This window comes from Paenarthrobacter sp. CCNWLY172 (assembly GCF_037402035.1).
Taxonomy (GTDB): domain Bacteria; phylum Actinomycetota; class Actinomycetes; order Actinomycetales; family Micrococcaceae; genus Arthrobacter.
In genome coordinates this window covers 292,283-318,178 of sequence record NZ_JBBEGB010000007.1, presented here as the reverse complement: position 1 = coordinate 318,178, position 25,896 = coordinate 292,283, and the positions used below count along the sequence as shown (strand labels likewise).

General features: G+C 62.6%; 26 protein-coding genes. 18 read left to right on the top strand and 8 right to left on the bottom strand.

The genetic code is table 11. The features are described from left to right. Positions 1-85: 85 nt before the first annotated feature. Positions 86-541 (top strand): iron chaperone, encoded by a 456-nt coding sequence (locus WBN73_RS13595; protein ID WP_207596143.1) that lies wholly within the window; start codon positions 86-88, stop codon positions 539-541. 31 nt (positions 542-572) lie between these two features. On the opposite strand, the gene WBN73_RS13590 is transcribed toward WBN73_RS13595, so the two are convergent. After that, complete coding sequence (locus WBN73_RS13590) at positions 573-1,709, bottom strand: AI-2E family transporter (protein ID WP_280626444.1); 1,137 nt, start codon at positions 1,707-1,709, stop codon at positions 573-575. A gap of 401 nt (positions 1,710-2,110) precedes the next feature. On the opposite strand from WBN73_RS13590, the gene WBN73_RS13585 reads away from it, so the two are divergent. The 13 genes from WBN73_RS13585 to WBN73_RS13525 all read left to right on the top strand — a co-directional run bounded on the left by WBN73_RS13585 (position 2,111) and on the right by WBN73_RS13525 (position 13,510). Continuing rightward, positions 2,111-3,157, top strand: coding sequence for a saccharopine dehydrogenase (locus tag WBN73_RS13585; protein WP_337340503.1), 1,047 nt, complete (start codon positions 2,111-2,113; stop codon positions 3,155-3,157). Continuing rightward, a complete protein-coding gene (locus tag WBN73_RS13580) occupies positions 3,154-3,768 on the top strand; it encodes a TetR/AcrR family transcriptional regulator (RefSeq protein WP_207596146.1) in 615 nt (204 codons plus the stop codon). The genes WBN73_RS13585 and WBN73_RS13580 overlap by 4 nt, the downstream gene beginning before the upstream one ends. Continuing rightward, a complete protein-coding gene (locus WBN73_RS13575) occupies positions 3,765-5,069 on the top strand; it encodes an alpha-L-fucosidase (protein WP_337340502.1) in 1,305 nt (434 codons plus the stop codon). Before WBN73_RS13580 ends, WBN73_RS13575 begins: the two co-directional genes overlap by 4 nt. 397 nt (positions 5,070-5,466) lie before the next feature. Then, positions 5,467-6,021, top strand: coding sequence for an RNA polymerase sigma factor (locus WBN73_RS13570; RefSeq protein WP_337340501.1), 555 nt, complete (start codon positions 5,467-5,469; stop codon positions 6,019-6,021). After that, positions 6,018-6,932, top strand: coding sequence for a hypothetical protein (locus WBN73_RS13565; protein WP_337340500.1), 915 nt, complete (start codon positions 6,018-6,020; stop codon positions 6,930-6,932). The genes WBN73_RS13570 and WBN73_RS13565 overlap by 4 nt, the downstream gene beginning before the upstream one ends. Positions 6,933-7,004: 72 nt before the next feature. Further along, positions 7,005-7,430: a CoA-binding protein gene (locus tag WBN73_RS13560; protein ID WP_207596150.1), complete on the top strand. Its 426-nt coding sequence runs from the start codon at positions 7,005-7,007 to the stop codon at positions 7,428-7,430. A gap of 84 nt (positions 7,431-7,514) precedes the next feature. Next, positions 7,515-8,387 (top strand): polysaccharide deacetylase family protein, encoded by an 873-nt coding sequence (locus WBN73_RS13555; RefSeq protein WP_337340499.1) that lies wholly within the window; start codon positions 7,515-7,517, stop codon positions 8,385-8,387. A gap of 50 nt (positions 8,388-8,437) precedes the next feature. Beyond that, positions 8,438-8,848 carry an MmcQ/YjbR family DNA-binding protein gene (locus WBN73_RS13550; protein WP_207596152.1) on the top strand — a complete coding sequence of 137 codons (411 nt, stop codon included), beginning with the start codon at positions 8,438-8,440 and terminating at the stop codon, positions 8,846-8,848. Between the two features lie 96 nt (positions 8,849-8,944). Continuing rightward, positions 8,945-9,571 (top strand): hypothetical protein, encoded by a 627-nt coding sequence (locus WBN73_RS13545; RefSeq protein WP_207596153.1) that lies wholly within the window; start codon positions 8,945-8,947, stop codon positions 9,569-9,571. 176 nt (positions 9,572-9,747) lie between these two features. After that, positions 9,748-11,157, top strand: coding sequence for an N-acetylglucosamine/diacetylchitobiose ABC transporter substrate-binding protein (gene ngcE / locus WBN73_RS13540; protein WP_089593576.1), 1,410 nt, complete (start codon positions 9,748-9,750; stop codon positions 11,155-11,157). 5 nt (positions 11,158-11,162) lie between these two features. Continuing rightward, a complete protein-coding gene (locus tag WBN73_RS13535) occupies positions 11,163-12,179 on the top strand; it encodes a carbohydrate ABC transporter permease (protein WP_242703509.1) in 1,017 nt (338 codons plus the stop codon). Further along, positions 12,179-13,072, top strand: coding sequence for a carbohydrate ABC transporter permease (locus tag WBN73_RS13530; RefSeq protein ID WP_026541797.1), 894 nt, complete (start codon positions 12,179-12,181; stop codon positions 13,070-13,072). The genes WBN73_RS13535 and WBN73_RS13530 overlap by 1 nt, the downstream gene beginning before the upstream one ends. Before the next feature lie 117 nt (positions 13,073-13,189). Beyond that, the gene (locus WBN73_RS13525; RefSeq protein ID WP_207596155.1) at positions 13,190-13,510 is read left to right on the top strand and encodes a putative quinol monooxygenase; all 321 of its coding nucleotides are present in this window, start codon (positions 13,190-13,192) and stop codon (positions 13,508-13,510) included. Positions 13,511-13,567: 57 nt separating this feature from the next. Here WBN73_RS13525 and WBN73_RS13520 read toward each other — a convergent pair whose 3' ends face one another. Genes WBN73_RS13520 through WBN73_RS13495 form a run of 6 tightly spaced genes read right to left on the bottom strand, consistent with a single transcriptional unit; the run spans position 13,568 to position 18,805 of the window. Further along, complete coding sequence (locus WBN73_RS13520; RefSeq protein WP_337340498.1) at positions 13,568-14,092, bottom strand: flavin reductase family protein; 525 nt, start codon at positions 14,090-14,092, stop codon at positions 13,568-13,570. A gap of 1 nt (position 14,093) precedes the next feature. After that, positions 14,094-14,465: a cupin domain-containing protein gene (locus tag WBN73_RS13515; protein ID WP_207596157.1), complete on the bottom strand. Its 372-nt coding sequence runs from the start codon at positions 14,463-14,465 to the stop codon at positions 14,094-14,096. Between the two features lie 2 nt (positions 14,466-14,467). Next, complete coding sequence (locus WBN73_RS13510) at positions 14,468-15,940, bottom strand: 4-hydroxyphenylacetate 3-hydroxylase family protein (RefSeq protein ID WP_337340497.1); 1,473 nt, start codon at positions 15,938-15,940, stop codon at positions 14,468-14,470. Beyond that, positions 15,940-16,623 carry a DUF2848 family protein gene (locus WBN73_RS13505; RefSeq protein WP_207596159.1) on the bottom strand — a complete coding sequence of 228 codons (684 nt, stop codon included), beginning with the start codon at positions 16,621-16,623 and terminating at the stop codon, positions 15,940-15,942. The genes WBN73_RS13510 and WBN73_RS13505 overlap by 1 nt, the downstream gene beginning before the upstream one ends. A 35-nt stretch (positions 16,624-16,658) precedes the next feature. Next, positions 16,659-17,453, bottom strand: coding sequence for a carbon-nitrogen family hydrolase (locus WBN73_RS13500; protein WP_280626469.1), 795 nt, complete (start codon positions 17,451-17,453; stop codon positions 16,659-16,661). Beyond that, a complete protein-coding gene (locus WBN73_RS13495; protein WP_337340496.1) occupies positions 17,450-18,805 on the bottom strand; it encodes an MFS transporter in 1,356 nt (451 codons plus the stop codon). Before WBN73_RS13495 ends, WBN73_RS13500 begins: the two co-directional genes overlap by 4 nt. A gap of 217 nt (positions 18,806-19,022) precedes the next feature. On the opposite strand from WBN73_RS13495, the gene WBN73_RS13490 reads away from it, so the two are divergent. Continuing rightward, a complete protein-coding gene (locus WBN73_RS13490) occupies positions 19,023-19,664 on the top strand; it encodes a GntR family transcriptional regulator (RefSeq protein ID WP_089593584.1) in 642 nt (213 codons plus the stop codon). On the opposite strand, the gene WBN73_RS13485 is transcribed toward WBN73_RS13490, so the two are convergent. Beyond that, positions 19,661-19,954, bottom strand: a complete 294-nt coding sequence (locus WBN73_RS13485) for a DUF503 domain-containing protein (RefSeq protein WP_207596162.1) — start codon at positions 19,952-19,954, stop codon at positions 19,661-19,663. The genes WBN73_RS13490 and WBN73_RS13485 overlap by 4 nt on opposite strands. Positions 19,955-20,114: 160 nt before the next feature. Between WBN73_RS13485 and WBN73_RS13480 the strand changes: the two genes are divergently transcribed. From WBN73_RS13480 to WBN73_RS13470, 3 genes are read left to right on the top strand one after another with little or no spacing between them, the layout of a single operon-like run. Beyond that, complete coding sequence (locus WBN73_RS13480) at positions 20,115-22,160, top strand: cellulose biosynthesis cyclic di-GMP-binding regulatory protein BcsB (RefSeq protein ID WP_337340495.1); 2,046 nt, start codon at positions 20,115-20,117, stop codon at positions 22,158-22,160. Next, positions 22,150-23,874, top strand: coding sequence for an ArnT family glycosyltransferase (locus WBN73_RS13475; RefSeq protein ID WP_337340494.1), 1,725 nt, complete (start codon positions 22,150-22,152; stop codon positions 23,872-23,874). Before WBN73_RS13480 ends, WBN73_RS13475 begins: the two co-directional genes overlap by 11 nt. Beyond that, positions 23,874-25,832, top strand: a complete 1,959-nt coding sequence (locus WBN73_RS13470; RefSeq protein ID WP_337340493.1) for a glycosyltransferase — start codon at positions 23,874-23,876, stop codon at positions 25,830-25,832. The genes WBN73_RS13475 and WBN73_RS13470 overlap by 1 nt, the downstream gene beginning before the upstream one ends. Positions 25,833-25,896 lie beyond the last annotated feature (64 nt).

Genomic DNA, 25,896 nt, shown 5'->3' with positions numbered 1-25,896 from the left:
CAGTTTCGGAGAAGTTTTCGTCCCGCTGGCACCGTAACTTGGGGGTTAACCGCACAGTTACGCAGGACAGAAGAAGGAATCCACCATGGCTGAGACCGGAACAACCGACAAGACCAAGTCCTACGACGGATTTACGGAGGAAGAGCGCGCGGCGATGAAGGAGCGTGCGCAGGAACTGAAGAAGGCTCCGCGCAAGAAGGCGTCCAAAGCCGACGGCGAGGCTGACGTCCTGGCCAAAATCGCTGAGATGCCCGAGGGGGACAAAGCCATGGCCGAAGCGCTTCACGCGATCGTCAAGGAGCATGCGCCCGAGCTCACGCCCAAGACCTGGTACGGGATGCCGGCCTACGCCAAGGACGGAAAGAACATTCTCTTCTTCCAAAGCTCCCACAAGTTCAAGGCCCGCTACGCCACGCTCGGGTTCGAAGAAAACGCCAAGCTTGACGACGGCGACATGTGGCCCACCTCGTTTGCCCTCAAGGAAATCACGCCGGGGGTCGAGGCAAGGATCGTGGAGTTGCTCAAGAAGGCGCTCGGATAATCACGGGCTTCCGGGGCCCTCTTCCTTGGCCCTAAGCCGGTTGGCTGTTGGCCGGCGGCAGATCCGGATTCATGGGTTCCAGGTCCGGATCTTCTGCCGTCCATACCTGCACAATGGCCCATGCGACCGCCGCAATGGGAACCGACAACACTGCGCCGATGATCCCGGCGAGGATGGTGCCTGCCGTCAGCGCCATCAGGATGACCAGTGCGTGCAGTTCCAGGGACTTGCCCATGACCACTGGCTGAAGGAAGTCACCTTCAAGTTGGTTGACGGCGATCACTGCGATCACGACGATCAGCGCCACGATGGGGCCGTTGGCGACAAGCGCGACCAAAGCTGCCAGGATCCCGGCGACCGTCGCCCCAACCAAGGGTATGAAAGCTCCAATGAACACGATGATTGCCAGGGGGATGGCCAGCGGCACTTGGAGGATGAGCAGGACCGTGCCGATCGCTACCGTGTCCACCAACGCAACGATCGCTGTGCCCCGGACGTAGCCGCCCAGAACCTCCATGGTTCGCTTTCCAACCCGGCGAAGCTTGGCTTCCCTCAGGCCGGTGAAGGGTCGCAGGAAGAACTCCCAGATCTTGGCGCCGTCCTTGAGGAAGAAGAACAGGATCACTACCACCAGGCTGGCGCCGGCAAGGAACTCCGTCACCACCGATAACCCGGTAACCGCCCCGGAACGTACCTGACTGCTCTGGGCAAACTCCACTGCCGCTTCACGTGCCTGGTTCAACTGCTCCCGATCGATGGGAAACGGCCCGGTCAGCAGGAAGTTCTCCAACTCATCCAGTCCGGCCGCGGCCTGGCTGATCAGTTCGTCCCACTGGCTGCGCACCGACAGGACGATCACCGTGATGACCCCGCCGAGCACTATCAGGAGGCCCAGGAAAGCGACGCCGGTGGCCAGGCCGCCGCGCCAGCCGCGCCGTCGAAGCATATTGACGAATGGCCCTATGGCCGCCGCCAGGATCAGGGATATGAGCACCGGGATGACGAGCAGGCGGATTTGAAGCAGCCCGAAGATCGCCACCACCGTCAGGGTCAGAATGAGCAGTACCTGCGCTGCCCGGACGGACGCGCGGCCCAAGGAGTCCTTCCAGGGGTCGGGCTTGCGTTGCTTGCGGACGGAAACGGGCGCTGTTTCCTCGTGTGCCGTCATGGGGGCTCCTGTTCGTTCGCATCGGTCAACCGACCTGATCAAACATAAGCCTACTGACTAATGCCCTTTCCTAGTGTGCCGGATCGGCTTCCTAGTGCGTCGGATCGGGGTGCGGTGGTACCGGACCTGGGTCGGGAACCGGCGATGGCCCGGGTGTGGGGTTTGGATCCGGAATAGGGCTGGGTGGAAACGGTGTGGTGGGGTCCGGTGGCGGTGGCACCGGACCCGGGTCCGGGGGGAATGGCTCGGGCTCGTGAGTGGGAGGAAGGGTCATGATCTCTCCTTTGCGTACGCGGTGTAGTGCTCCGGGCAGATGCTTGCAGCCTACTCCCCGTTGCGTGGCAGCTATAGGGTTTCCAGCGTTTGTGAATTTCTAGGTCAAATGACCTAAAGTGAGTGTCATGAATGATCTCCTTGAATCTGACCCCACCGGTCCCGTCCTGATCGTCGGCGGCTACGGCACCGTCGGTACGGCACTCACGCGACTCGCCGGTACCCAATGGCCATTGCTCCTCACAGGCAGGAATCCGGACCGCGGCAGCCACCTGGCAAGCGGAAATGTGACCCTCCAAAGGTGGGACCTCAGCCGCCCGGAACCCTTCGAAGCCAAGGTCAGGGCGGTGATCAGCACTGTCAACGACCCCGACGACAGAGTTCTCCGCGCTGCCGTCAGTGCCGGCATTCCGTACGTCGACGTCACCCGCTGGACCAGCCGCGTCACCAGGGCAGCCACCCTGGCAACACTCCTGCGGCCCACTGCTCCTGTATTGCTGAGCTCGGGCTGGATGGGTGGCGTGATCAACATCGTGGCAGCAGCCTTGGCCCAGGACGCGGGCGGCAGTGACCAGATTGACGTCGCCATCCGTTACGACATCAACGACAGCGCTGGAGTTGATTCAGTGGACTTCATGGACCGGCTGGGACTGGACTTTGAAGTACGCAAAGGCGGTAAGGCCGCCGTCGTACGTCCGTTGAGCGACACCCGCTGGGTAGACATTGCCGGGCACCGCACCAAGGTGGCACGGCTCGACACTCCCGAACAGTTCACTTTGCCGCTCACCCTTGGTGCCGGATCGGTGGCCACCCGGATTGGGTTCAGCTCCAATACGTCCACGACGGCGTTGCTCGCCGCACGTGCGGTGGGACTGTTCCGCTGGGGGAGTGGGGAACGGTGGACGCCGCTGCGACGCTCCCTGTTGTACTCGCCCGGCGCGGGCGGCACGGCCCACATCCGTGTTGACGTGAAAGGACCGGGGACAACACGAACGGCCGTCATTTCAGATCCGCAGGGACAGGCCCATCTGACCGCGTTGGGCGGATTGCTGGGGCTGCGCGCAGTTCTCGCGGAGGGTGCACGGCCCGGTGTTTCCTTCCCCGAATCCGCGCCGGATCCTGCATCCCGGCTCGCGGAACTTGAATCGCACGGTGTGACAATATTGAGGTCATGACCGAAAGCAAGGGCGCCCTCAGGAAGGCCGCGCTCCTTGACGCTGCTGAAGAAGTATTGGTCACCAAGGGCAACGCGAACGCTGCAATGCGGGACTTTGCCGCTGCCGCAGGGGTGCGGATCGGACATCTGCAGCACTACTTTCCAACCCGTTCAGACCTTATCCGCGCCGTCCTTGAGCGAGCCCTGGAGCGCTCGCTGCGGCGGCTTGAGGAGACAGCCGGGTTCGACCTCGGCTCAGACGCGTCAGGCACGTTGTCCCGGGACGATTCCGGCCGTCTGCTCACCGCGCTGCTTCTGGAGCATTCGGAGTTGGCTGATGTGAGGATGCACTTGGAGATTTGGGCACTGGCCGCCTCGGATGATCAGGCGGCCGGTGCTCTGCGGTCTTTTTACCACCAATACGCTGCGCACGTTCAAGGTGTTGTCCGGCGGGGCCGGCCGGAACTGTCGGAGCCGTCCCTGAGGGGAGTGGCGGCCGCTATCGTCAGCCTCTTTGAGGGAGCGGCCGTGACACGATCCGACATCGCGGGGCTACGAACCGAACAAGGCGATCATGCCATCATCCGCACCGCGCAGTGGTTGATCCACGGACAGGAAACCGCCCAGTGAACCACCTGACGCCCACGCCCGCGCAGATTCGCTGGCAGCAACTCGAATTCGGCGCCTTCATCCACTTCGGCATCAATACCTTTGCCGGCAAGGAGTGGAGCGACGGCACCATACCGCCGTCGAAATTCAACCCCACAGAACTCGACGCCGGCAGCTGGGTTCGTGCGGCCAAGGAGGCGGGCGCGAGGTACTTGATCCTCACTGCCAAGCACCATGACGGATTCTGCCTCTGGCCCACGGCGACAACTGACTACTCCGTCGCGTCCTCGCCCTGGCGCGGTGGGTCAGGGGATGTTGTTCGCGACGTTGCCGAGGCCTGCGCAGAACAGGGCGTCGGACTGGGGCTCTACCTGTCGCCCTGGGACCGGAACGCGGGCTGTTACAGCGATCCCGCGGCCTACGACGACTTCTACGTCCAGCAGCTCACGGAACTCTGCACCGGTTATGGCCCGCTTATGGAACTGTGGTTCGACGGCGCGGGTTCAGTGGGCCGGGAGTATGACTGGGAACGGATCATCGCTGTTGTTAAGGAGCACCAGCCTGACGCCATGATCTTCAACATGGGCCAGCCCACCATCCGCTGGGTAGGCAATGAGAATGGGCTGGCGTCGGACCCCGTGAACTACGTGGTGGACCGCACGTCCGACACCCAGTACACGGAGTCCAGCTCAGGGCTGGGGATCGAACACTATCTACCGCCGGAGTGCGATGTTTCCCTCCGCCGCGGCTGGTTCTGGCACCCGGACGACGAGCCCAAATCCACCGAACACCTGCTGGCGATTTATTACCAATCCGTGGGAATGGGTGCGAACCTCCTGCTGAACCTTCCTCCAGACACCCGGGGGCTGCTTCCGGAGCAGGATGTCGCGACGCTCCAGGAGTGGAAGGCCGAGCTGGACCGTCGCCTCTCCGGCGCGGTTGAGGCCACTATTGACCATTACGACGGCGGAGCGACCCTGAGCTTCCCTGCTGCCGTGACGTTCAACCATGTGGAACTCACGGAGGACCTGAGTTCGGGGCAACGGATCACTCAGCACACGGTGTTTGGTGATGACGGCGTTGGGGGAGCGGGGCTTGATGGTGGAGCGGGGCTTGTTGAGGGGCAGACGGTGGGGCACCGACGCATTCACCAGATGCCCGTTGTCACCGCAAAAAGGTTGCACGTGAAACTAAGCGGTAAGGGTGGCGGCGGCCGCCTTAGCTCAGCGCGTGTCTACACCGGAGCGCTGGATGCCGCAGTGCCGATGATTCCCGAAGGCTACGAAGCCCCCACGGACGCGCCGGACCAACAGCCCAACTAGGTAACAGTAAATGTCCCATTGAGCGCTCACTGGGACGTTTACTGTTACCTAGTTGGGAGCCCGGCTCTTCCCACACCGGCCCCCAGAACATGATGCAGGGAGGTAACAACAGCTGCCCTCAAAAAGTTTTCAAAAAAAATCTGTACCTCGCGTAACCCTTTGGCGTCCGTGGTCGATTACGTCTGTGAAAGGGCCGAGCTGGAATTTGTCCCCCATCATGTTCCAGCTCGGCTCTTCCTTGTTCGGAGGAGTTGTCCAAAGTAGTTTCCCGGACAAGCGGGTCCTCCCTGGGGATGGCCCGGCAGAGCAGATACCCTTGGTGGGGTTGTCCGTCGTTCAACGCGGGTGACCTGGCTGGAAAGCCACGGACCTGCCGCCGATCGAAAGTCCCACAATTGTGACCGACGCGTTGACCGACGAAGCGCTTCATGCGCTCAAGGGCAATACCGCGGAACTGTTCAGCGCCGTCTACCAGGCCTACGCGGGCCAGGTTCTCGGATACCTGACGGCCAAAGGCGTGCCCGATCCTGAAGCAAGTACGCAGGACGTGTTCCTGGCGGTGTTGCCGCGGCTCGATGACCTCAGCGGTGGCGTCAATGGCTTGCGGACTTTCATTTTCTCGGTGGCCCATGCACGCATGGTGGATGAGCACCGGAAGCAAAACCGGGCGCCGATACAGCACGAGTTCGAGCCCGAACGGGACACCCGCGAAACGAGTTCTGCAGAGGCCGAAGCTTTGTCCAGACTGGCGCCATATGAGGTTGCGGCGCTTCTGGACAACCTGGGCGAGGAGCAGCGTGAGGTCCTGCATCTCCGCATCGTGGCCGGCCTGACGGTTGAACAGGTAGCCGACATCATGGGGAAAACTGCCGGCGCAGTCAAGCAATTACAGCGCCGGGCCCTCATTGCGCTCCGTGAGCATTCGGCAGTAAAGGAATATGTGTCGCCATGACATGCAGGGATACAGAACGCGAAGCGATCGTGGACGAGTTACTGCTCGACGCCGGACTCGCCGACGCTTCAGACGTCCGCCAAGCGCTGGTTTCGCTGGGTACCTTCGCCAACCTTCCGGCTCCGGCTCCCAGCCCGGAACTCGCTGCCATGATCGCCGGCCCACACGATGAACTGTCCAAGCATCGCTGGCGTCACAAGCACCGGACCACAGTGGTCAGCATCGCGGTAGTGGCTGCAATGGGACTTGGGGTGAGCGGCGTCGCCGCGGCCAGCTCGGGATTCACCCGGAACCCTTCCTTCATTGACCAGCTCATCAGCAATTTCCACCCCCGGCCATCAATCGCGGCACCCGAACTGCCATCGCCTGACGCTCCCAGAGTCACTACGGAACCGGCTCCTGCTGCAGACCCCGCGGCGATTCCACCTGCCTTGGAAGCGGCAACCATTCCACTCCCCGCGGCTGCTGATGCCGACAATGTGGCACAGGCACAGGCACAGGCACAGGCACAGGCACAGGCACAGGCACAGGCACAGGCACAGGCGCATGCGCCCGACGCCGTCCCGGCAGTTCCAGTACCTAAACCTGCCGACGCCGGCGCTGCCCACGCCGGCGCTGCCCAGCCGGGCGCTGCCGACGCAAGCTCTGCCCATCCAGGAACTGCCAAGCCGAACAAATCACTTGGCGGCGCAGCCCAAGGGCCGCAGGCCAAGGAAGACCAGTTCGGGCGGCAGAGCGCGGATAGCCCTAAGGCTGAAGCGTCAAAAACCGACACCGGAAAGCCGGCAAAGCCCGGGCTCAGCGGCAAGCAAGGAGCGTTGCTTCCGGCGCTGTCCGACAAACGCACCCCAGAACAGTTCCAGCCCGTGACGGACCAGTGGAAGAAGTGGCTGAAGCAGGGTCACCGCTAGACACCCGCCATCTGGGCACAGACGCAGAATATTCGGCCAGAAGGCCCGTCGGTGGGCAGGTAGTCTGGGGGGATGATGCATGTCAACGATCCTGACGTCGTGGAACGCTTGATGCGAACAAAGGGCACCTGGGCCATCGTCGGTCTCAGCACCAACCAGTGGCGTTCCGCGTATGAGGTCTCGCTCTATGTCAGGGACACCATGGGCATGGAAATCATTCCCGTAAATCTCAAGGGGGAGGACGTTCACGGCGAGAAAGGGTACCCAACCCTTGCCGATATTCCGGCAGCCAGGCATCCCATCGACGTTGTTGAGTGTTTCGTCAACTCCCAGCGCGTTGGCGCGGTGATCGACCAAGCGATTGCGATCGGCGCCAAGGCCGTGTGGCTCCAATTGGGCGTATTCGACGACGAAGCTACCCAGCGTGCCAAGGACGCGGGGCTCGAAGTGGTAGTGAACTCCTGCCCGGCGCGCGAAGGCTGGCACTACGGCTTGTGATTCCAGGCCCGGTTCCTCTGTTAGATTTCAGCTGAATCAATTCCTGAGTCTTGGGGGACAACCATGTTCGGCGGCCATTCTGCGGTGCCAATTTCCACTCCCAGCAGGCGGGCCGCTTTCGGCATCCTTGGCGCTTCCGTGGTGGCCGGCCTGACAGCTTGTACAGCAGCGGAAAGTTCGACGCCGGCGCTGACGCCCACTGGAGCCGCCGGGTCGCCCGAGGCGCCGGGGCAGAACGGTGCACTGGGGGTCGGAGGCGAGGTTCCGGCGTCGTCCGCTTCGACGACGCCGACGCCTGGCACCACGCCCACCCCCACCAAGCGCATCCGGCGCACCTTCATTCCGGACTACCAACTCCCGCCGATCGTGGGCGGCCTGGCGCCAGTGATCAGCAAGATCGAGACGAAGCACCCGGTGGTGTTCCTGACCATCGATGACGGCAACATCAAGACGCCTGAATCCGTGAAGCTGATGGCGGAGTACGACTACCCCGCGTCACTGTTCCTCACCAAGGACACGGTGGCGGACAACCCGGCTTTCTTCAACGCCTTCAAAGCCCAGGGAAGCCTGGTTGAGAACCATACGGTCACGCACAACATCAACATGGTCCGGCAGTGGGGTTACCAGCAGCAGGTCAACGACATGGTGGGAATGCAGGAGTACGCGTTCCAGCACTACGGCCGCCGGCCCACGCTCTTCAGGCCGCCTGGAGGGGCTTACTCCAACGTGATGCGGCAAGCCGTGGCGGCATCGGGCATGAAGGCGATCGTCACCTGGGAAGCCAAGGCCAACGCGGGCAAGATGGACTATCAGGTGGGGAACTCCCTGCGCCCGGGGGACATTGTGCTCATGCATTTCCGAGCCGAATTCGCCGCCGACCTCGCTGCTTTCCGCGCGGCCCAGTTGGCTGCGGGGCTGGAAGTAGTGCTGCTGGAGGATTTCCTGGGCGTGGCGTAGGCAGCGGCGTAGACGTGGCCCCGCGCCCGGAGCGCCAGTAGGCTCGCTCCATGGACGTTTCCACCCTCCGCGACATCTGCCTGGGCTTTCCGGGCGCCTTTGAAGACTTCCCCTTCGGGCCTGAGACGTCCGTGTTCAAGGTGCGGGCCGCCGTCGCCGGGGGTGCCCGCCACGAGGCGAAGATGTTCGCCCTTTCCACGATGGATCCGGATAACTGGTCCGTGAGCCTCAAGTGCGAGCCCGCATTGGCAGAGCAGCTCAGGGCGGCAAACCCTGAAATCACGGGTGCCTGGCACATGAACAAGACCCATTGGAACGGTGTTCGCCTGGATGGTGGCCTATCCGACCAAATGGTGCGGGACATGGTGGAGGACTCTTATGACCTGGTGGTGGCAACGTTGAGCCGGAAGCAGCAGGAGCAACTGGGCTGGGCCCGGCTCGCAAAGCCGCAAGGCAACTGACACGCCCGCGCACACCCTCCCCACGGCGCTGACATGGGGCTAGATTGATACTGCATACCTAAAGACCTCAGCTATGGGCTGGTCAGGAGCGGTTTGATGCTGGATCAGAAGACACTGGACCACTTATGGAACTTTCGCGATCCGGCTGCCTCGGAGGCCAGATTCCGTGCCGCGATGATCGAGGAAATGTACGACGCCGACGAACGTGCTGAGTTGGCAACCCAGCTTGGGCGGGCCATCAGTTTGCAAGGACGCTTTGAGGAAGCCGATGCGCTGCTGGACGACATCGACGACGACGAGCCCACCGTAGGCGTGCGCATCCTCCTGGAGCGCGGGCGGGTTTTGAACGCCGGCGGACGCCCCGCCATGGCTGTTCCCCTCCTGGAGCAGGCTGCCGAGTTGGCGGACCACCTTGGTGAGGAATTCCTGGCCGTCGATGCACTCCACATGCTCTCGCTCGCGGATGCCGCGCACGCCGAGGTTTGGATGCGAAGTGCCCTCGAATATGCCTCGACAGCACGTGATGAGCGGACCAAGCGCTGGATGATTGCTTTGCACGTTGGCCTCGGGACGTTTCTGAGGGGTAAAAAGCGGCTCACGGAGGCCATGGTGGAGTTCCAATTGGCCGAACAATGGGCGGAACGACTGGGATCCGAGGGGCAGAAGGCGTTGGCCCGGGAAGCCATCACGGAGTGCGGAAAAGCCCTCGCCGAAGGACCATAGAAAGATCACGCTTTGACATATGTTGATCGAAACTGCCGCGAAATATTGATTTTCGATCATTCGTGGTGAATTATGTCACAGAAGGTTGGTGCTGCCAGAGCGCCAACCCAGACTGTCTGACTGACCGGCTTTTCCGCCGCAACAGTCGACACTACGAGTCACTGGAGGGTTTAGAAATGAACGTTCAGCACCAGTCCGTCGGTCGCCGTGGATTCCTGCGCGGAGCACTCGCTGCAGCCGTGCTCGTGCCCATGGGGGGAACCATTGCTTCATGTGCCGCAGGTGGCGGCACCACCACCGCCGGCCCCACAGGCACTGTCTCCGACACCAACCCGTTCGGCATGGCAGACAAGTCCACAGTGGACGCCGTGATCTTCAAGGGCGGCTACGGGATCGACTACGTCGAGTTCGCAGGCAAGGCCTTCGAGAAGGCGCATGAGGGTTCCACGGCCAAGATCTCCCCGTCCACGGATATCGCCCAGGAACTTCAGCCGCGCTTTGTCGGTGGCAACCCGCCGGACCTGATCGACAACTCCGGCGCCAAGGCCATCGGCTTCAGCACCATCCTTGCCCAGCTCGAGGACCTCACCAGCGTTGTGGAGGCCAAGAACCTTGAAGGCAAGGTCATCAAGGACACCCTGTACACAGGCGTACTGGCTCCGGGCACATTCGACGGCAAGCTTGCTGCACTGAACTACGTCCTGACCGTCTTTGCCGTGTGGTACTCCGACTCCCTGCTCAAGGAAAACGGCTGGACCGTTCCGAAGACCTGGGATGAGATGTACGCACTCGGCGAGCAGGCCAAAGCCAAGGGCAAGTACCTCTTTGTCTGGGGCAAGGAAGCTGCCACGTACTACCAGGAACTGGCCATTGCCTCTGCCATCAAGGAAGGCGGCGACGACGTTCGCCTCGCCCTGGAGAACCTCAAGGCCGATTGCTGGTCGCACCCGGCCATCCAGTCCGTCTTCACGGCCTTGGACAAGATCGTCAAGGCCGGCTTCTTCAAGCCCGGCGGTTCCGGCACCCAGTTCACGGCCGCCCAGGCACAGTGGAGCAACGCCCAGGAGGCTGTGTTCTACCCCTCGGGTTCCTGGATCGAGAACGAAATGAAGGACCAGACCAAGGCCGGCTTCAACATGATGGGTGCCCCGGCCCCGTCCGTGAGCGCCAGCCCCAAGATGCCGCAGACAGCACTTCACAGCGCTGCAGGCGAGCCGTTCATTGTTCCGAGCCAGGGCAAGAACGCCGCCGGCGGCAAGGAGTTGCTCCGGATCATGCTCTCCAAGGAAGCTGCCACCAACTTCGCCAAGACCAAGCTTGCTCCCACCATCGTCAAGGACACCGTCCCGGCCGATGGATTCGGGTCCACAGCCCTGGTTTCGCAGACGAAGATGCTCAGTGACGCCGGCGAGAACATCTACACCTGGAACTTCATCGACCTGTACGGCACCAACAAGGACCAGCTGGTGGTTTGGAACACCTTCCTGGACGGCAAGTCGGACGTCGCAACCCTCACCTCGGCACTCCAGAACATCACCGACAAGGTCCGCAATGACAGCTCGGTCAAGAAGATCGAAGTGAAGTGACGTCAGTGAAAACTCAGCAGAGCCGGAACGACGACGGCCTGGCCGCCGTCGTTCCGGCGCCGGCTCCACCGCAAGTGATTAAGCGGCGGCGGAAGCCGTTGACGTGGGACAAGGTCAGTTTCTTTGCCGTCTTCCTCGGACTGCCGTTGGCGATCTACCTCTTGTTCGTCATTTGGCCGTTCATCCAGGCCTTCGGTTATTCGTTGACGGACTGGTCCGGTTTTTCGCCGAACCAGAACTTCATCGGCCTTGAAAACTATGTGAAGATCTTCACGGACGACATCTTCATGAAGGCGATGTCCAACAACATCGTCCTGGTGATCTTCCTCCCGATCATCACCATCATCCTCAGTTTGGTCCTTGCCTCCTTGGTGACAGTGGGTGGAAGCAGCAAAGGCCAGATCAAGGGCCTGCGCAATTCCAGCTTCTACCGTGTGGTCTCGTTCTTCCCGTACACCATTCCCGCTGTGGCCATTGGCATCATGTGGGGGCAGATCTACGATCCCTCCGGTGGACTGCTGAACGGCATCCTCACCGGATTGGGCCTGGACCAGTTCAAGGACTTCGCCTGGCTGGGTGACAAGAACACCGCAATGATCGCCACGATGTTCGTAATTGTGTGGGGCTTCGTAGGGTTCTACATGGTCCTGTTCGTCGCCGGCATCAAGGGCATTCCTGCGGAGCTTTTCGAGGCCGCCAGGATCGACGGCGCGGGCCGCTTCCGCACCGCAGTGTCCATCACCATCCCGCTGATCCGCGACAACATCCAGACCGCCTATATCTACATGGGCATCCTGGCACTGGACGCGTTCGTCTACATGGCCGCGCTGAACTCCGGCGGTGGTCCGGACAATTCCACGTTGGTCATGGCACAACAACTGTTCTTCACGGCTTTCAGCAAGGGACAGTTCGGTCTCGCCAGCGCCATGGGCGTTGTGCTGGCCATTGCCACGCTGATCTTCTCCGGACTGGTGTTTTTGGTCAACCGGCTCACCGGCGGCGATAAGGATGTGAGCCTGTAATGAGTACCAAAGTCTCAACCCCGGAAATGAAGTCACTGCACTTCCAGCCCCGGACCCCGGCAACCACGAAGGGCGACAAAGTGGTGGGAGCGGTGTCCCACACCGCGCTGACCATCTGGACGCTGATAGTTATCCTGCCGCTCCTGTGGACGTTCATGTCCTCCTTCAAGACCTCCAGCGAGATTTTCGCTTCACCGTTCGCTTTGCCTGGTGAATGGAAGCTGGACAACTATGTCAAGGCCTGGAGCGAAGCCGGCATCGGCAGCGCCTTCCTGAACTCGATCATCGTTGTGGCCGCAGCACTGGTGATCGTCATGGTCCTCGGTGCGATGTGTGCCTACGTCCTGGCCCGGTACACCTTCCGGGGCAGCAGGGCCATCTACTACCTGATGCTCGCCGGACTGACGTTCCCGATCTTCCTTGCCATGGTGCCGTTGTTCTTCGTGCTGAAGAACATGGGACTGCTGAACACCCTGCCGGGCCTGATCCTGGTGTATGTGGGCTTCGCGCTTCCGTTCACGGTGTTCTTCCTCTTCTCCTTCTTCAAGTCTCTGCCGCACGAAATCACCGAAGCAGCAGCGCTTGACGGCGCAGGGGAGTGGAGGACGTTCTTCCAGGTCATGTTGCCGATGGCCAAGCCGGGCCTCGCCTCGGTTGCCATCTTCAACTTCCTGGGCCTTTGGAACCAGTTCCTGATTCCGGTGTCCATCAACGCCGCCGGCCCGCGGGTCCTCTCGCAGGAACTCGCGGCCTTCGCCGGCCAGATGGGCTACGCAGTGGACTACGGCGCGCTGTTCGCAGCCGTCAGCGTCACGGTCATCCCGGTGCTCATCGTCTACGTGATCTTCCAGCGCCAGCTGCAGGGTTCCGTTTCGCAGGGCACGTCCAAGTAGTTCAACCGAGCCAAAGACAGCGTTCGACGGCGGTCGTCACCTGAGGTGGCGGCCGCCGTCGGGTTTAACTTCTGTAAAGATGGAACGGATCTGTAGTGCAACGAAAGGCAGCAGCCCGTGATCTTTATTGTGGTCAAATTCAACGTCAAGCCTGATTGGTCCGAGCGCTGGCTGGACCTCGTGGCTGACTTCACCGAAGCAACCCGTGCTGAGCCGGGCAACCTCTGGTTCGACTGGTCCCGCAGCGTGGATAACCCCAACGAGTTCGTGTTGGTGGAAGCCTTCCAGGACGATGCCGCCGAAGCCCACGTCAACAGCGCCCACTTCAAGAAGGCCATGGCGGACATGCCGCAGGCCCTCGTGGAAACTCCGCACATCATCAGCCGCCAGTTCGAAGGCAGCGGCTGGGACCGCATGGGCGAGTTGACCATCGCCTAGCCAAAACAAAAGTGGTGCCCGGTTCAAGAAACCGGGCACCACGTGTTTAAGGACTGCTCAGAACATCCAGGGGATCTCGGCATGGCCGAAGTCGCTGAACGAGCCGAAACGTCCCGCCTTGAACGCCAGCACCTCGCCGTCCCGGTCCCGGCACGTGGTGACCTGGCCGAAGAAGACCTGGTGATCGCCGACGTCGTACTGCTGCACCACACTGCAGTCCGCCTGGGCGAGGGCACCCTTGATGACCGGAAGGCCACTGTCTGTGACGTCGAAATCGCCGTCGCCGAAGCGGTCCCCGCCACGGACGGCAAACCGCCGGGCAACTGACTCCTGCTTCGCGCCGAGGATGGACACCGCGAACTTGCCGCTTTCCATCAAGGCCTCGCCGGTCCGGGTGCTGAAGTTCAGCGAGATCATCAGGATGGGTGGTTCAAGGCTGATGGACGTCAGCGAGCTGATGGTCATCCCGTACTGCTCGTCCTCGTGCTGGGTGGTGACCACAGCGACGCCGGTGACGAAACGGCCCATGGCGCGGCGCATCCCCATGGCGTCGGGGATGGTGAAGGCTGGTGCCAGGCTCATGTCAGTTGCTCCGCTCCGCTGGTACCGGATCCGTGTAGTACCGGACTTCGAACATCTTTGCGCCATTCTCCGAGATCCAAGGACCGTGCTCCATTCCAGGAGGACGGGTAGCCCAGTCTCCGGCTTTGAAAGTCCTGCCGAGGCGCTGGTCCACGAACGAGCCCTCGAAAATGAAGACCTCTTCCCAGAAGTCATGCGTGAGGACGCCGTTGGGGGAAGTATCCGTGCCGGGCTCGAACTTGAGGATCCGGGTAACGCTGTCGTTGTCGGAATCCCGGGCAAGGACCGCCTCGGACAGGCCCTCGATGTGCGGGGTGCAGGGTGCGAAGTCCACCGTCGATACGGGAGTGAACTCGAATTCGGGCTTTGCCATGGTCAGATCCCCTCCGATGCGGTGGTGCCGTCGATGCTGTAGGAGCCCAGGAACGTGTCCAGCTCCGCAACCAGGGCGTCGTAGCCGTAGTTCCGGTAGGTGTAGGCGCCGCGGACCACGAAGGGCGCACCGGCGTAGAACATTTCGTACTGCTGATGGCGGCCGGCGAACTCGGAACCGATGATGTCCCAGGCGAGCTTGAAGAGCTTGACGCGTTCCTCGCTGCTGACGCCGGGCGACTGGACGTAGCGTTCCATGTCCGGCCGGGTCACGCTGCTGGTCATGTCGGCAATGCTGGACGGCAACTGCAGGACGCCACCACCCACCAGGTCCCTCAGGATCGAGATCACGCGGGGGTACGTTTCGGACTGCAAGCCCATGGCCCCGTACAGTGCGCTCTTTCCCGGGACCCTCATGCCGGCGTCGTCCGTTGTTGCCGTGTATTCCGCGGCGAGAACCGCCGACTCAACGGACTGCACGATTGCAGCGAGTTCGCCGAGCTTCTCCTGGACGCCGGGGATCTTGTCCGTCCCGTTCACCTGCGTCACTTTGCGGGCCACCGAGGCGATGAACTTGAGCTTGGTGGAGAACCGGATCTGGGCCTGCCAGTTGCCCAGGGCGTGGGCACCGGTGTCGAAGAACTGGCGGCGCAAGGTGTCGATGTTCCGGTTGATGAACACGCGGTCCCAAGGAATGAGCACATCATCGAAGACCACCAGCGCGTCAGGTTCGTCGTAGTGGCTGGTCAGTGGGTAGTCGAAGTCGCTGGTAGCGGCCGGTGCGAACGGGCGGCGGCAGTAGAGCTTCAGTCCGTCGGTGGCCACGGGGATGGCGAAGCTGACGGCGAAGTCCACATCGTCCGGGCCCAGGGGCTTGATGCAGGTGACGAAGACTTCGTCGGCGATCGCGGCGCCCGTGGCGAGCATCTGTGAGCCGCGGACAATAATGCCGTCCTCGGTTTCACGCACGACGCCGACCTGCAGGTATTCGCCTTCCCAACCGGACGCTGTGGTTGCGCGGGAAACCTGCGGGGGAATGATCGCGTAGGAAAGGTACAGGTTCTCGGACAGGATCCTCTTGTAGTACCGTTCAACGTTCCCGGCGAAGTCACGTTCCTCATTCTTGAAGACGTCCGGGTGGGAACCGAACGCGGCGAAGAACGTCCCCACGTGATCGGGGCTGCGGCCTACCCAGCCGTGGGTGTGCTTGGCCCACTTTTCGATGGCCTGGCGGCGCAGGACGAGCTCTTCCTGCGTGCGGGGGGCGGCGAAGGTCCGGTTGGCCGTCCCGTCGATCTCCTCGGAGTGGAATTGCATTCCGTTGGCGGGATCGGCTGCGATGTCGAACAGCTCGGACATGGTCCGGGCAACCTTCGCGAAGGCCGGGTGTTCCAGGACGTTGCCGACTACCTCGCCATCGAGGATCACCGTCCGGCCGTCGTTCAGGGACTTCAGATACTCATTTCCGGTCCTCATCAGAGTGAGCCTTTCTTCATTTTGTAGTTATGTTCAATGGTGGTCCCATTCGGGAAGGAGAGCTCCAACTTCCAGGAAGTTCCGTCAACAAACTTCCCGTTCAGCAGTGGCAGGGTGCCCCCAAGGCACATGAAGTCGGCGTCACCGATGTCGGTGCGTGCGAGGAGGCGCTCGACGACGTCGGCCGGCTTGCGCAGGCCGCTCAGCGAACCCTCCTGGTACAACTCGCCGTCCACCCATGAGCGTGCGGTGCACTGGTCGAGGTCAAGGTCTTCCAGCGACTCCACCTCGATGACCTCTGCTGCGACAGGCTTGGGACAGGCGCGCTTGGAATCGCCGATGTCCCGGGCTTCAATGTCCCGGTCCGTGTGGTCTGAGCCGATACCGAGGTAGTACTTGCCGTTGTGGCGGATATAGAGAGGCTCGATCTCACCGGAGGTCAGGTTCTCCGAGGTGTCATGCTCGCCCGCCGTTTCAAACAGATCCGAGTCCATCCGATAGAACATGGGGACCTCTGGCGGTGGAGCCACCCCAATGGCTGCCAGTTCATCGATGTGGTGCTGTACCGCTTTCGGATCCCGGCCTGTGTAACCTGCCACCACACCGTGGAAATCCGTGACCATGATGGTCTTCTCTGTGCCCACTACCCGGAAGGTGAGGGGGACTTGCCTTGTTGTTTCCATTCCGTCTCCTTAAGTGCTTCCCAACGGTGTTGGTTCTAAACGGTGAGTGTGTCGTAGGCCGCGAGGCGGTCGCCGATGACGGGGAACTCGGCGCGGACTGCGTTGACTTGGCCAGGATCGATGTCCACCATCAGTACGGTTTCGTCGGAGGACGCTTCGGCAAGGATGTTGCCGGCGGGATCCACCACCCGGCTGTGCCCTCCGAGTTCCACGCCTTCCTGGGTGCCCGCCGCGTTGCAGGCGATGACGAAGATCTGGTGCTCCAGTGCCCTGGCCGTGGTGAGCAGGCGCCAGTGCTCACGCCGGGCGGCCGGCCAGGCAGCAGGAACGATCACGATCTCAGCGCCGCGTTCGCTCAGCTCCATCCACAACCCTGGGAACCGGAGGTCGTAGCAGGTGATGCCTGCGACAGACCCGAAAGGCAAGGGGGCGACGGGAAGGGATGAACCTGCCGTCAGCAGGCTCGCCTCCTTGGACTGGTAGCCGAACACATGGATCTTCCGATACGTGTGGACCACGTTGCCCTCGGGGCCCAGCAGGATGGAGGTGTTGCTGAGCCGGCCGTCGTCGCCCGCTTCGATGATGCTGCCCAGATGAAGGTAGACGCCGAGGTCTTTGGCTACCCGTGAGCACATGGTCACCGTGGGGCCTGTGAGTGTCTCCGCCAAGGCCTCGTATTCGTCGAAGTGGAAGTAGCCTGCGCTCCACAGCTCCGGCAAGACGATCAGCTCGGCGCCGTTGATGCCCCGAAGGATGTCTTCGACGCGGTGGATGCGGTCTTCGCGGGTTTCGGAGTCCGGGCTGGCTACCTGGACGAGGGCGATTTTCATACTTTTTCCTTTGCGGGTTCGTTGTCCAGGTCGCTGAGGCGAAGGCCCTTGGTTTCCTTGGCAAACATCACCGAGACCATGGAGATCAGGCCCATGGCGGCCAGGTAAATGCCGATCGCATAGCCGGTGCCGAAAGCGCTGTAGAGAGCCAAGGCAATGATCGGTGACAACGAACCGGCGATCAGCGATGCCATGTTGTAGGCCACTGAGGTGCCGCTGTACCGGACGTCCGTTGGGAAGAGTTCGGAGAAGAAAGCGCCGATGACCGAGCTGTACGCCGCGAAGATCAGCAGGCCACCCACGGCGGCCGCGATGATTCCCCAGGTCTGTCCGGTATTGAGCAGGGCGAAGAACGCGAAGGCCCACACCATGGTGGCAATCGAGGCCCCGATCAGGATGGGTTTGCGGCCCACCTTGTCCGCGTAAAGCGCCAGGATGGGAATAGCGACGACGGCGACGCCCTGCCCGATCATGACGGCGGTGAGACCTGTCTGCCTCTGCAGTCCCATGATCTGGGTGACGTAGGTGATGATGAACAGCGAATAGATGTAGAAGCCCGCGTTCTCGCCCATCCGGCTGCCGGTGGCGATGAGGATTTCGCGCCAGTTACGGCGGAACAGGATAGTCAGGGGCATCTTGCGTTCCTTGTTGCCCTCGGCTTCGCGCTTCCGCTGTGCTTCCTTGAACAGCGGGGTTTCCTGCACGTAGAGCCGCAGGACCAGGCCAATAACCACCAGGAGTGCGGACAGGCCGAAGGCTATCCGCCAGCCCCAGGCCAGGAACTCGCTCTCCGGCATGGTGGCAGCGAGGATGGCCAGGACGCCGGCGGCCATCAGGTTGCCCAGGGGCGGTCCCATATTGGGCCAGGAAGCCCAAAATGCGCGTCGTGCGCTCTCATTGCTGTGCTCGGAGACGAGGAGGACAGCTCCGCCCCACTCACCACCCAAGGCAAACCCCTGGATCAAGCGGAGAAGCAGGAGCAACAGCGGCGCTGTGAGGCCGATCGCTGCATACGACGGGATGAAGGCGATGAGGGTGGTGGCGACACCCATGAGCATCAGGCTGGCCACCAACGTGGCGCGCCGGCCGTGCTTATCGCCCAGATGCCCCAGGACTATGGCCCCGATGGGGCGTGCCAGGAAGCCCGCGGCGAACGTTCCGAGTGCCAGCATGGTGCCGACCATGGGATCGTCGGTGGGGAAGTAGAGCTTGTTGAATACCAGCGCTGCTGCCGTGCCGTAGAGAAAGAAGTCGTACCATTCCACGGCTGTGCCGGCCAGGCTCGAAGCAGCTACAACAGGCAGGCTGGAGTGCTTCTGTTGCTTGGGTTCAGCTTTCTTCATATCGGTCATGTGGGGATCCTTTGCGATTGGCAGCCGCGTAGCTTCCGGTGGGCCGGGCCGCGAACTCCCAGGAAAATTGGGGTATTTCCGATGCGTGAGCGGAGTCACTAAGATCACTGTAGACGTGTTGTATACAACCTGTCTATATTTAAAGCAGAAGTTTTTTGGATGTCCCCCAAGCTGCTGAATGCAACTCGTATACTGGGCTACGCGAGAAAGGCTCTGCATGATCCAGATGACCCCCACTGCACAGTCGCAGCCAGAAGTGGCCTACCAGTGGATGAAAAGCTACATCGCAGCCCTGCCGCGTGAGGAAGAAACCTTCCTGAACGAGGGAGTCCTGGCCAAGACCACGGGTACTTCACGAACGCCCGTACGTGAGGCACTGTTGCGCCTTGAAGCTGAAGGATTCGTCAAGCGGATCCCGCACAAGGGCGCCTACGTGCCACCCATCTCTGATCCCGACGTCCGGGCCATCCTGCAGGCCAGGTCCGTCGTGGAGAAATGGGCCGTCTCGGCGGTGGAAACCATGCTTGATGCCCAGATCGATGCCTTCCAGCGCGTGATAGACCAGCAGCAGGAAGCCCGGGACGATCCCGCCAGGTTCATCGAACTGGATACCGAGTTCCACACCCTCATGGTGCGTGCGGGCGGCAACCCCGTCCTGGCTGATTTCTACGCGTCACTCCGGCAAAAACAACTCAGGATCGGCGTTAAAGCCGTCAGCCAGGCCACGGATCGGGCCGGGGACGTCCTCCGGGAACACCAGTTGATCGTCGACGCACTCCGCAGCCGAAGCCTCGACAAAGCGCACAAAGCCATCGACGCGCACCTGGACTCCACACGCCTGGCAGTGATCGGGTACTAGTCCTCGCTGTGCAGCTCCCGTTGCCGTGCGCTGAGCAGCTCAAACTCAGGCCGGGCAGCCACGAACCGTTCAACGGCGTCGAGCACCTGCTGCAGGTGGGCGTGATCCGGGGCCACCAACGCGGCTCCAATCAGCGCACGCCGATGCTGGTCCTGGAGCCCGGTCTCGGCAGCTGACACGTCGAAGCGGCGTTTGAGCTCGGCCACGAGGGGCCGGACCATGGAGCGCTTCTCTTTGAGACTATGGACATCGCCCAAAAGGACGTCGAACTCAATCCATCCGATCCACATGGTCCATTATCACCGCAGGTCAGGTGACGTATGCCATGTGGACTTGATCAAATCTTGAGCCAACGCAGCAAGGCGCCTTGAGTTCCGTTCGGCAGTGTCTATGAGGTTGGCCCAACCGGCCCACGGACTCATTCGCTGCTAGTTACTCAGGACTGACATCGTGCCCCAAACCCCTTCCCGGCTACGCCCGCGCACCCACGCCCCCTCTCATCCGGTCCGGATCCTGCTCGCCACCGCCAGCTTTGCACTTGCCACCGTCAGTGTGTTGGGAATCGGCGCTGCACCTGCCTCCGCCTCACCGGGAGATGCCTCTCCGGGCCAGGGAACGGCTGTCCGGGCATCCTCCAGTGTTTCAGCGCTCTCGGGCCAGACTGAGCAGATGGTAGTGGTGCCCGTGACGGCAGGGTTGGAACCCACCCGGGTGAAGGGGACCATCGCGGTGTCGGGGAAACCTGAGGGTACGGTCCGGGCAACGGTCAACGGCCGGGTCATCCTCGAAACGAACGCTGCAGCCACGGTTCCCCTGGACGAAGCGGTCAGCAATGCCGACGTTATTGGCCAGCAGCTTACGGTGGGGCTGCAGCTCATACCGGTAACCCACACCATGTGCGTGGTCTCCAACGCCACGGCAACCCTGAACAACATGACGGTCGACTTCAGCGGGACCGCCAAAGCACCCACCACGGTGGGCGAGTTCTTCCCGGCGTCCGTGCCCGCCGTCGTGCTTCCCGTCCCCGCGGATCCCGGCGCGGATGTTTCCGCCGCCATCATGACCGCCTCGGCCGCCATGGCCCAACGCTATCCGGACGCCGCCGTCGCAGTGCTTCCGGAAGCCGAGCTGGTGGCGCGCGCTGCCACTCTCCCGGCCGGCAGCCGGATCCTCAGCGTCACCGCAGACCCGGGAGAAACCGCCACCAAGCTGGCCACGGCAGCGGACCTCCCGCAGCTCATCCTCAGCGGCCACGACGAACAACTCCGCACCGCCGCCCGGGCGCTTGCCAGCGACAAAACCGCGCTGGCCGTGACCTCCTCCGTGACCGGCCTGACCTCGGCGCTGCCTGCCGCACCGGGCCTGGTCCAGAGCCTCAAGGACCTGGGCAGCACAACCCTGAAACTCTCCGGCTACGGCACCCCGGAATCCTTTGTGGGCGTCTCCCAGTCGCAGTTCGGAGGCCCGGTTTTGTCGGTGAAAGTCCAGCTCAAGGGCACGCACACGGCTGTCCCGGACAACGCACAGGCGCAGCTCTCGGTCTTCTGGAATGACTACCTGCTCAGTTCCAAGAACCTCGACGGCGGTGACACCTTCACGGTGGATGCTGAGGTTCCAGCGGGCCAGCTACAGGCGAAGAATGGCCTCCGGATCCGTCTGGCCGCCCTCCCGGCAGGCGGCGATTGCACCGGGCCCGCAGGTGTCATGCCCATGGAAGTCACCCTGGATACCTCTGGCAGCACCCTCACGGCGGTCCGTGGCGGATCCACGAAAGCCGGCTTCGAACGATTCCCCCAGGCTTTTGGACAGAGCGTTCAGGTAGCGTTCGGCGATGGCAACGCCCAAGCCAACACCGTCAACGCAGCGACGCTGCTGGCTTCCCTGCAGCGTGACAGTGCCTCCCTGCTGGATACCCGCGTGGTGGGCCTAGACGCCTTGGCTGGCTCCAGCGAGTCCGGGCTGGTGGTGGGTGCCACCGCCGACGTCGCAAATAAGCTGTCCGCACCGCTGCGGTTGGCGGAGTTCCGCACCATCTCGCCTGACGAGGTCGAATACGGCGTAGGCGCCTCGGCTCCGTACGGCGTATTGGAGGCTTTTGAGCAAGGCGGCCGGAATCTGCTGCTCCTGGGTGCTTGGGCACCTGAAAATGACGCTGCCGCCGCGTCCACGCTCCAGTCTTCATTGGCCTCCCATGTTGGTGCAGTTGAAGGCGGCTGGGCATCGCTGTCCCGGAACCTCCTGGTGACCCAGCCGTCGGGAACTCCCGTGCTGCTGGAGAGCAATGTGCTGGTTCCGCAGAAGGCTGTAACCGATGACTACCGTCCCTATGCCTGGTGGATCGGCGGGGCAGTGGTGGTCCTGGGCCTGGCGTTCGCCGCCCGGACAGTGCTCCTGCGGCGTCGTGCCCGGGCAGCACGGGCATATGTGGATGCTGAGCAAATGGCGGGACAACCGGCAGATGCCACAGGACCTGCGAAACCGGGTCATGACAACTAGCGCCGCCGCTCGTCCGCGGGCCGCCCACCGGCGTCCGGCGGCGCGGTCGCTGACACCGGGGCCTCTGACACTGCTGCGTTCGGTGACCGGGCTGGTCACGTGGGCCTGGGCGCGCCTCGGTGCGCCCGTGGCAGGGCGCAAGGTTCCCGGCACCAGGGTGGTAGCCGTGGTTTCACTGCTGGTGGGCTACCTCGCGTGCCTGTACACGATCGGCCAGGGCACCAACCTGGACTATTCGGATGCCCAAAGCCACCTGACCATCGCCCGGCGAATCTTCGACAGCAAGGCGCCCGGCTTTGAACAATTGGGCACCGTGTGGCTGCCCATGCCGCACCTGCTGCTGGCGCCGTTCGTGCTGAATATGTGGCTGTTCAGCACGGGCTGGGCTGCCGGAATCCTGGGGATCCTGGCGTTGTCCGCCACCACCACCGGCCTGTACTTGATCGCAGCCCGACTCGGATTGGGCAGGGCCGGACGTCTCGCCACGACCCTGGTGGTCCTGGCCAACCCGGCGGTTTTGTACGTCTACACCACGGCGTTGACGGAACCGGTGCTCATCATGTGCATCGTGGGCGGCATGGCTGGCTTGGCGCATTGGGCCACCAGCCGCCGTCGAATGAGTGCCGGAGAGCTGGCCGTCTTCGCCGGTATTCCGTCCGCCGCCGCAGTGCTTTCCCGTTACGAAGGCTGGGCGCTGGTGATGACCGGAACCCTGTTGGTGTTGATCGTCGCCAAGCGCCGCACCGGTGCGTGGCGGGAGGCATTCATCATGGCCGGTGGCTACGTGATGATTCCGGCCGCGGCGGTCCTCTGGTGGATTTCCTACAACTGGGCCATTTACGGCAACCCGCTGGAGTTTATGTTCGGGCAGTACTCCGCCTACGCGCAGCAGAAGAACATCACCGACGGCGGCCTGTTGCCCACCAAGGGCAACCTGGGACTCACGCTGACTACTTTCCATTGGTCCCTGTTGGAGACAGTCGGCGTGGTGGTCCTCGCGCTGGCGGCATGTGGCGCCGTCGTGCTGGTCTTCAGGCGGGGCTTTGCCAACAGCACCCTGCTGGTGGCGGTGACCGGCAGTGCGTATGCTTTTGCGGTGCTGAGCCTCTTCCTGGGGCAGACGGCCATCAACAACGACCATTCGCTGCCGTCAACGTGGTGGAACAACCGCTTCGCGCTGACGGCGCTGCCCCTGGTGGCCATCCTGGCAGCTGTGGTGGTGGAGGAGTTCACCCGCCCGGCCCGCATCAAGCCCGTGCTGATCGGCGTGTTGCTTGCTGGACTCGTGGTGCAGAACCTCTGGTGGGGGGAGGATCCCACTGGTCGTCTCGCGGTCCTGGCGGAGGGGCGGATGTCAGCGGAATCCACCACTAACTCCACGGCCGCGGCGCGCTGGCTTAAAGAGCACTACCAGGCCGGTGGAATCCTCATGGACGAGAGCGCCCGGGGCAATGCCGTGCTTCCTGTCATGGGCATTCCCCTTAAAGAGATCTACAACCGCGCCTCCGGAGACTACTTTGCTCCGGCGCTGAAGGACCCTGCCAAGTACGCGCAGTGGGTATTCGTCAACGTTGAAGCCGGAAAGGGAGCACGGGACTCGGGTCCCACGGACCTTGTGTACCAGGCGATCGTGGCGAACCCGTCGTTCACTGTCCGCTACTCCGTGGCATTCTCGACTCCAACCCACCGGATCTATGAAAGGTCCTCCCACTGATGACTTCCCTTTCACGTTTGGCGGACTCCACGCTCAACCGGCAGTCGATTGGCCAGACGCTGCTTGCGGCGGGGCTCATCACCCCGGAACAGCTGCAGCGTGCGCTGGATCGAGCGGCGAGCGAAGGTGGGCTGCTGGGCAGGCACCTGATCCTGGAGGCCGGGCTGGACCGCCGTCGGATTTATGAAGTCCTGGCACAGCATTGGGACGCGCCGCTGGTGGACCTGGTGGCTGAACCGGTGGACGACCAGCTGATGGAGGTGCTGGGGTACAGCGATGTGGGCGAGCCGCAGTGGCTGCCATGGAAGATGGACGGTGACGTATTGACGGTGGCCACTGCGGTGGCTCCGTCAACGGCCATCGCAGAGGAAGCGGCGCGTTTTTTCGGCGCCGCATCTGTTGAATTTCGCACCACCACCGACTGGGACATCAACCAGTCCATCCAGCGTTCCTTCCGGCGCCACCTCCTCTACGAATCCGCCGAGCGCCTTGCCGAAGAGCGGCCCGGCGAATCCGCACGTACCGCCCTGACCCCATGGCAGCGCTACCTCCCGGTGGTCCTGCTCACGGGACTAATCACTGCGTTCGTGCTCTCTCCGCTGACGGCTTTGATCGTCCTTCTGGCAGCAGCAAACGTCGTATTCCTGGTGAGCATCGGCTTCAAGACGCTCGCCAGTCTCCGCAGCCCCTTCGACCGGATGCGTGACGCCGCAGTGGCCAAAGCCAGGGATAAGGAGAGGGCCACGCGTGGACTGCCTCCCTTGGCGGAGGAACGGGTCCCCGATGGCGACTTGCCTGTCTACACGATCCTGGTTCCGGTATTCCGGGAAGCGAACATCATCGACAAATTGTTGGCCAACCTGGGCCAACTGGACTACCCACGTTCCAAGCTGGATGTCCTGGTCCTCCTGGAAGAAGACGACGCCGAGACCATCGCCGCGGCGAAGGCTTCGCGGCCGCCGGAATACGTCCGAATCCTCATCGTGCCCAAGGGTGATCCGCAGACCAAGCCAAGGGCCTGCAACTACGGGCTGACGTTCGCCCGCGGTGAGTACGTGGTCATCTACGATGCCGAGGACCGCCCCGAGCCCGGCCAGCTGCGTGCTTCCATCGCCGCGTTCAAGCAGGACGCCTTTGAACGGGAACACCTCAACCCGGACCGCAAACCGTTGATCTGCGTCCAGGCTGCGCTCAACTACTTCAACGCGGACCAGAACGTCCTCACCCGGATGTTCACCATCGAATACACGCACTGGTTTGACTCGATGCTCCCTGGCCTGGACAACTCAGGGATCCCGCTGCCGCTGGGTGGGACCTCCAACCACTTTGTGACCTCGCTGCTGAAGGAAGTCGGTGCGTGGGACCCATGGAACGTCACGGAGGATGCCGATCTGGGACTCCGGGCGGCCGTGGACGGATACCGCGTGGGCGTCATCAACTCCACTACGTGGGAAGAAGCGTGCTCGCAGGTGCCGGCGTGGATCAAGCAACGCACCCGCTGGATCAAGGGATACATGGTCACCTCGGCCGTCAATACCCGGAACACGGTGCGTTACATCAAGAGCACAGGTGTTGCCGGCGCCGTCGGGTTCCTCGGCCTGATCCTGGGAACCCCACTGGCGTTCCTTGCCTACCCGCTCGTGGTGGGCTTCACCGTGGTCACGTACATCGGCTACGACATTGTTGGCCTGGTCCTGCCCGAATGGTTGCTGGTGGGCGGAGTGGTGTCCATGCTGTTCGGCAACGCCATGATGATCATCGTCTCCGGTCTCGCTACCCTTCGCCGGCACGGATGGAGGATCGCGATCTTCGCCCTGCTCAACCCGTTCTATTGGGTGCTGCACTCAGTAGCGGCCTGGCGGGCGGCCTGGCAGATGCTTACCAGCCCGCATAAGTGGGAGAAGACGCCGCACGGGCTGGAGGCCGAATACCACGACGACGGACACTGGGTTGGTTGAAGCGCGGCCGGTTGGATCCGCCCCTGATCTTGAGCAAATCCTGAGCAAATGCCGCAGTGGGATT

Excerpts from the sequence above, each read along its gene's own strand:
- WBN73_RS13595 (WP_207596143.1), top strand. The coding sequence starts at position 86 with ATGGCTGAGACCGGAACAACCGACAAGACCAAGTCCTACGACGGATTT.
- WBN73_RS13590 (WP_280626444.1), bottom strand. The coding sequence starts at position 1,709 with ATGACGGCACACGAGGAAACAGCGCCCGTTTCCGTCCGCAAGCAACGC.
- WBN73_RS13585 (WP_337340503.1), top strand. The coding sequence starts at position 2,111 with ATGAATGATCTCCTTGAATCTGACCCCACCGGTCCCGTCCTGATCGTC.
- WBN73_RS13580 (WP_207596146.1), top strand. The coding sequence starts at position 3,154 with ATGACCGAAAGCAAGGGCGCCCTCAGGAAGGCCGCGCTCCTTGACGCT.
- WBN73_RS13565 (WP_337340500.1), top strand. The coding sequence starts at position 6,018 with ATGACATGCAGGGATACAGAACGCGAAGCGATCGTGGACGAGTTACTG.
- WBN73_RS13560 (WP_207596150.1), top strand. The coding sequence starts at position 7,005 with ATGATGCATGTCAACGATCCTGACGTCGTGGAACGCTTGATGCGAACA.
- WBN73_RS13550 (WP_207596152.1), top strand. The coding sequence starts at position 8,438 with ATGGACGTTTCCACCCTCCGCGACATCTGCCTGGGCTTTCCGGGCGCC.
- WBN73_RS13545 (WP_207596153.1), top strand. The coding sequence starts at position 8,945 with ATGCTGGATCAGAAGACACTGGACCACTTATGGAACTTTCGCGATCCG.
- ngcE (WP_089593576.1), top strand. The coding sequence starts at position 9,748 with ATGAACGTTCAGCACCAGTCCGTCGGTCGCCGTGGATTCCTGCGCGGA.
- WBN73_RS13530 (WP_026541797.1), top strand. The coding sequence starts at position 12,179 with ATGAGTACCAAAGTCTCAACCCCGGAAATGAAGTCACTGCACTTCCAG.
- WBN73_RS13520 (WP_337340498.1), bottom strand. The coding sequence starts at position 14,092 with ATGAGCCTGGCACCAGCCTTCACCATCCCCGACGCCATGGGGATGCGC.
- WBN73_RS13515 (WP_207596157.1), bottom strand. The coding sequence starts at position 14,465 with ATGGCAAAGCCCGAATTCGAGTTCACTCCCGTATCGACGGTGGACTTC.
- WBN73_RS13510 (WP_337340497.1), bottom strand. The coding sequence starts at position 15,940 with ATGAGGACCGGAAATGAGTATCTGAAGTCCCTGAACGACGGCCGGACG.
- WBN73_RS13505 (WP_207596159.1), bottom strand. The coding sequence starts at position 16,623 with ATGGAAACAACAAGGCAAGTCCCCCTCACCTTCCGGGTAGTGGGCACA.
- WBN73_RS13500 (WP_280626469.1), bottom strand. The coding sequence starts at position 17,453 with ATGAAAATCGCCCTCGTCCAGGTAGCCAGCCCGGACTCCGAAACCCGC.
- WBN73_RS13495 (WP_337340496.1), bottom strand. The coding sequence starts at position 18,805 with ATGACCGATATGAAGAAAGCTGAACCCAAGCAACAGAAGCACTCCAGC.
- WBN73_RS13490 (WP_089593584.1), top strand. The coding sequence starts at position 19,023 with ATGATCCAGATGACCCCCACTGCACAGTCGCAGCCAGAAGTGGCCTAC.
- WBN73_RS13485 (WP_207596162.1), bottom strand. The coding sequence starts at position 19,954 with ATGTGGATCGGATGGATTGAGTTCGACGTCCTTTTGGGCGATGTCCAT.
- WBN73_RS13475 (WP_337340494.1), top strand. The coding sequence starts at position 22,150 with ATGACAACTAGCGCCGCCGCTCGTCCGCGGGCCGCCCACCGGCGTCCG.
- WBN73_RS13470 (WP_337340493.1), top strand. The coding sequence starts at position 23,874 with ATGACTTCCCTTTCACGTTTGGCGGACTCCACGCTCAACCGGCAGTCG.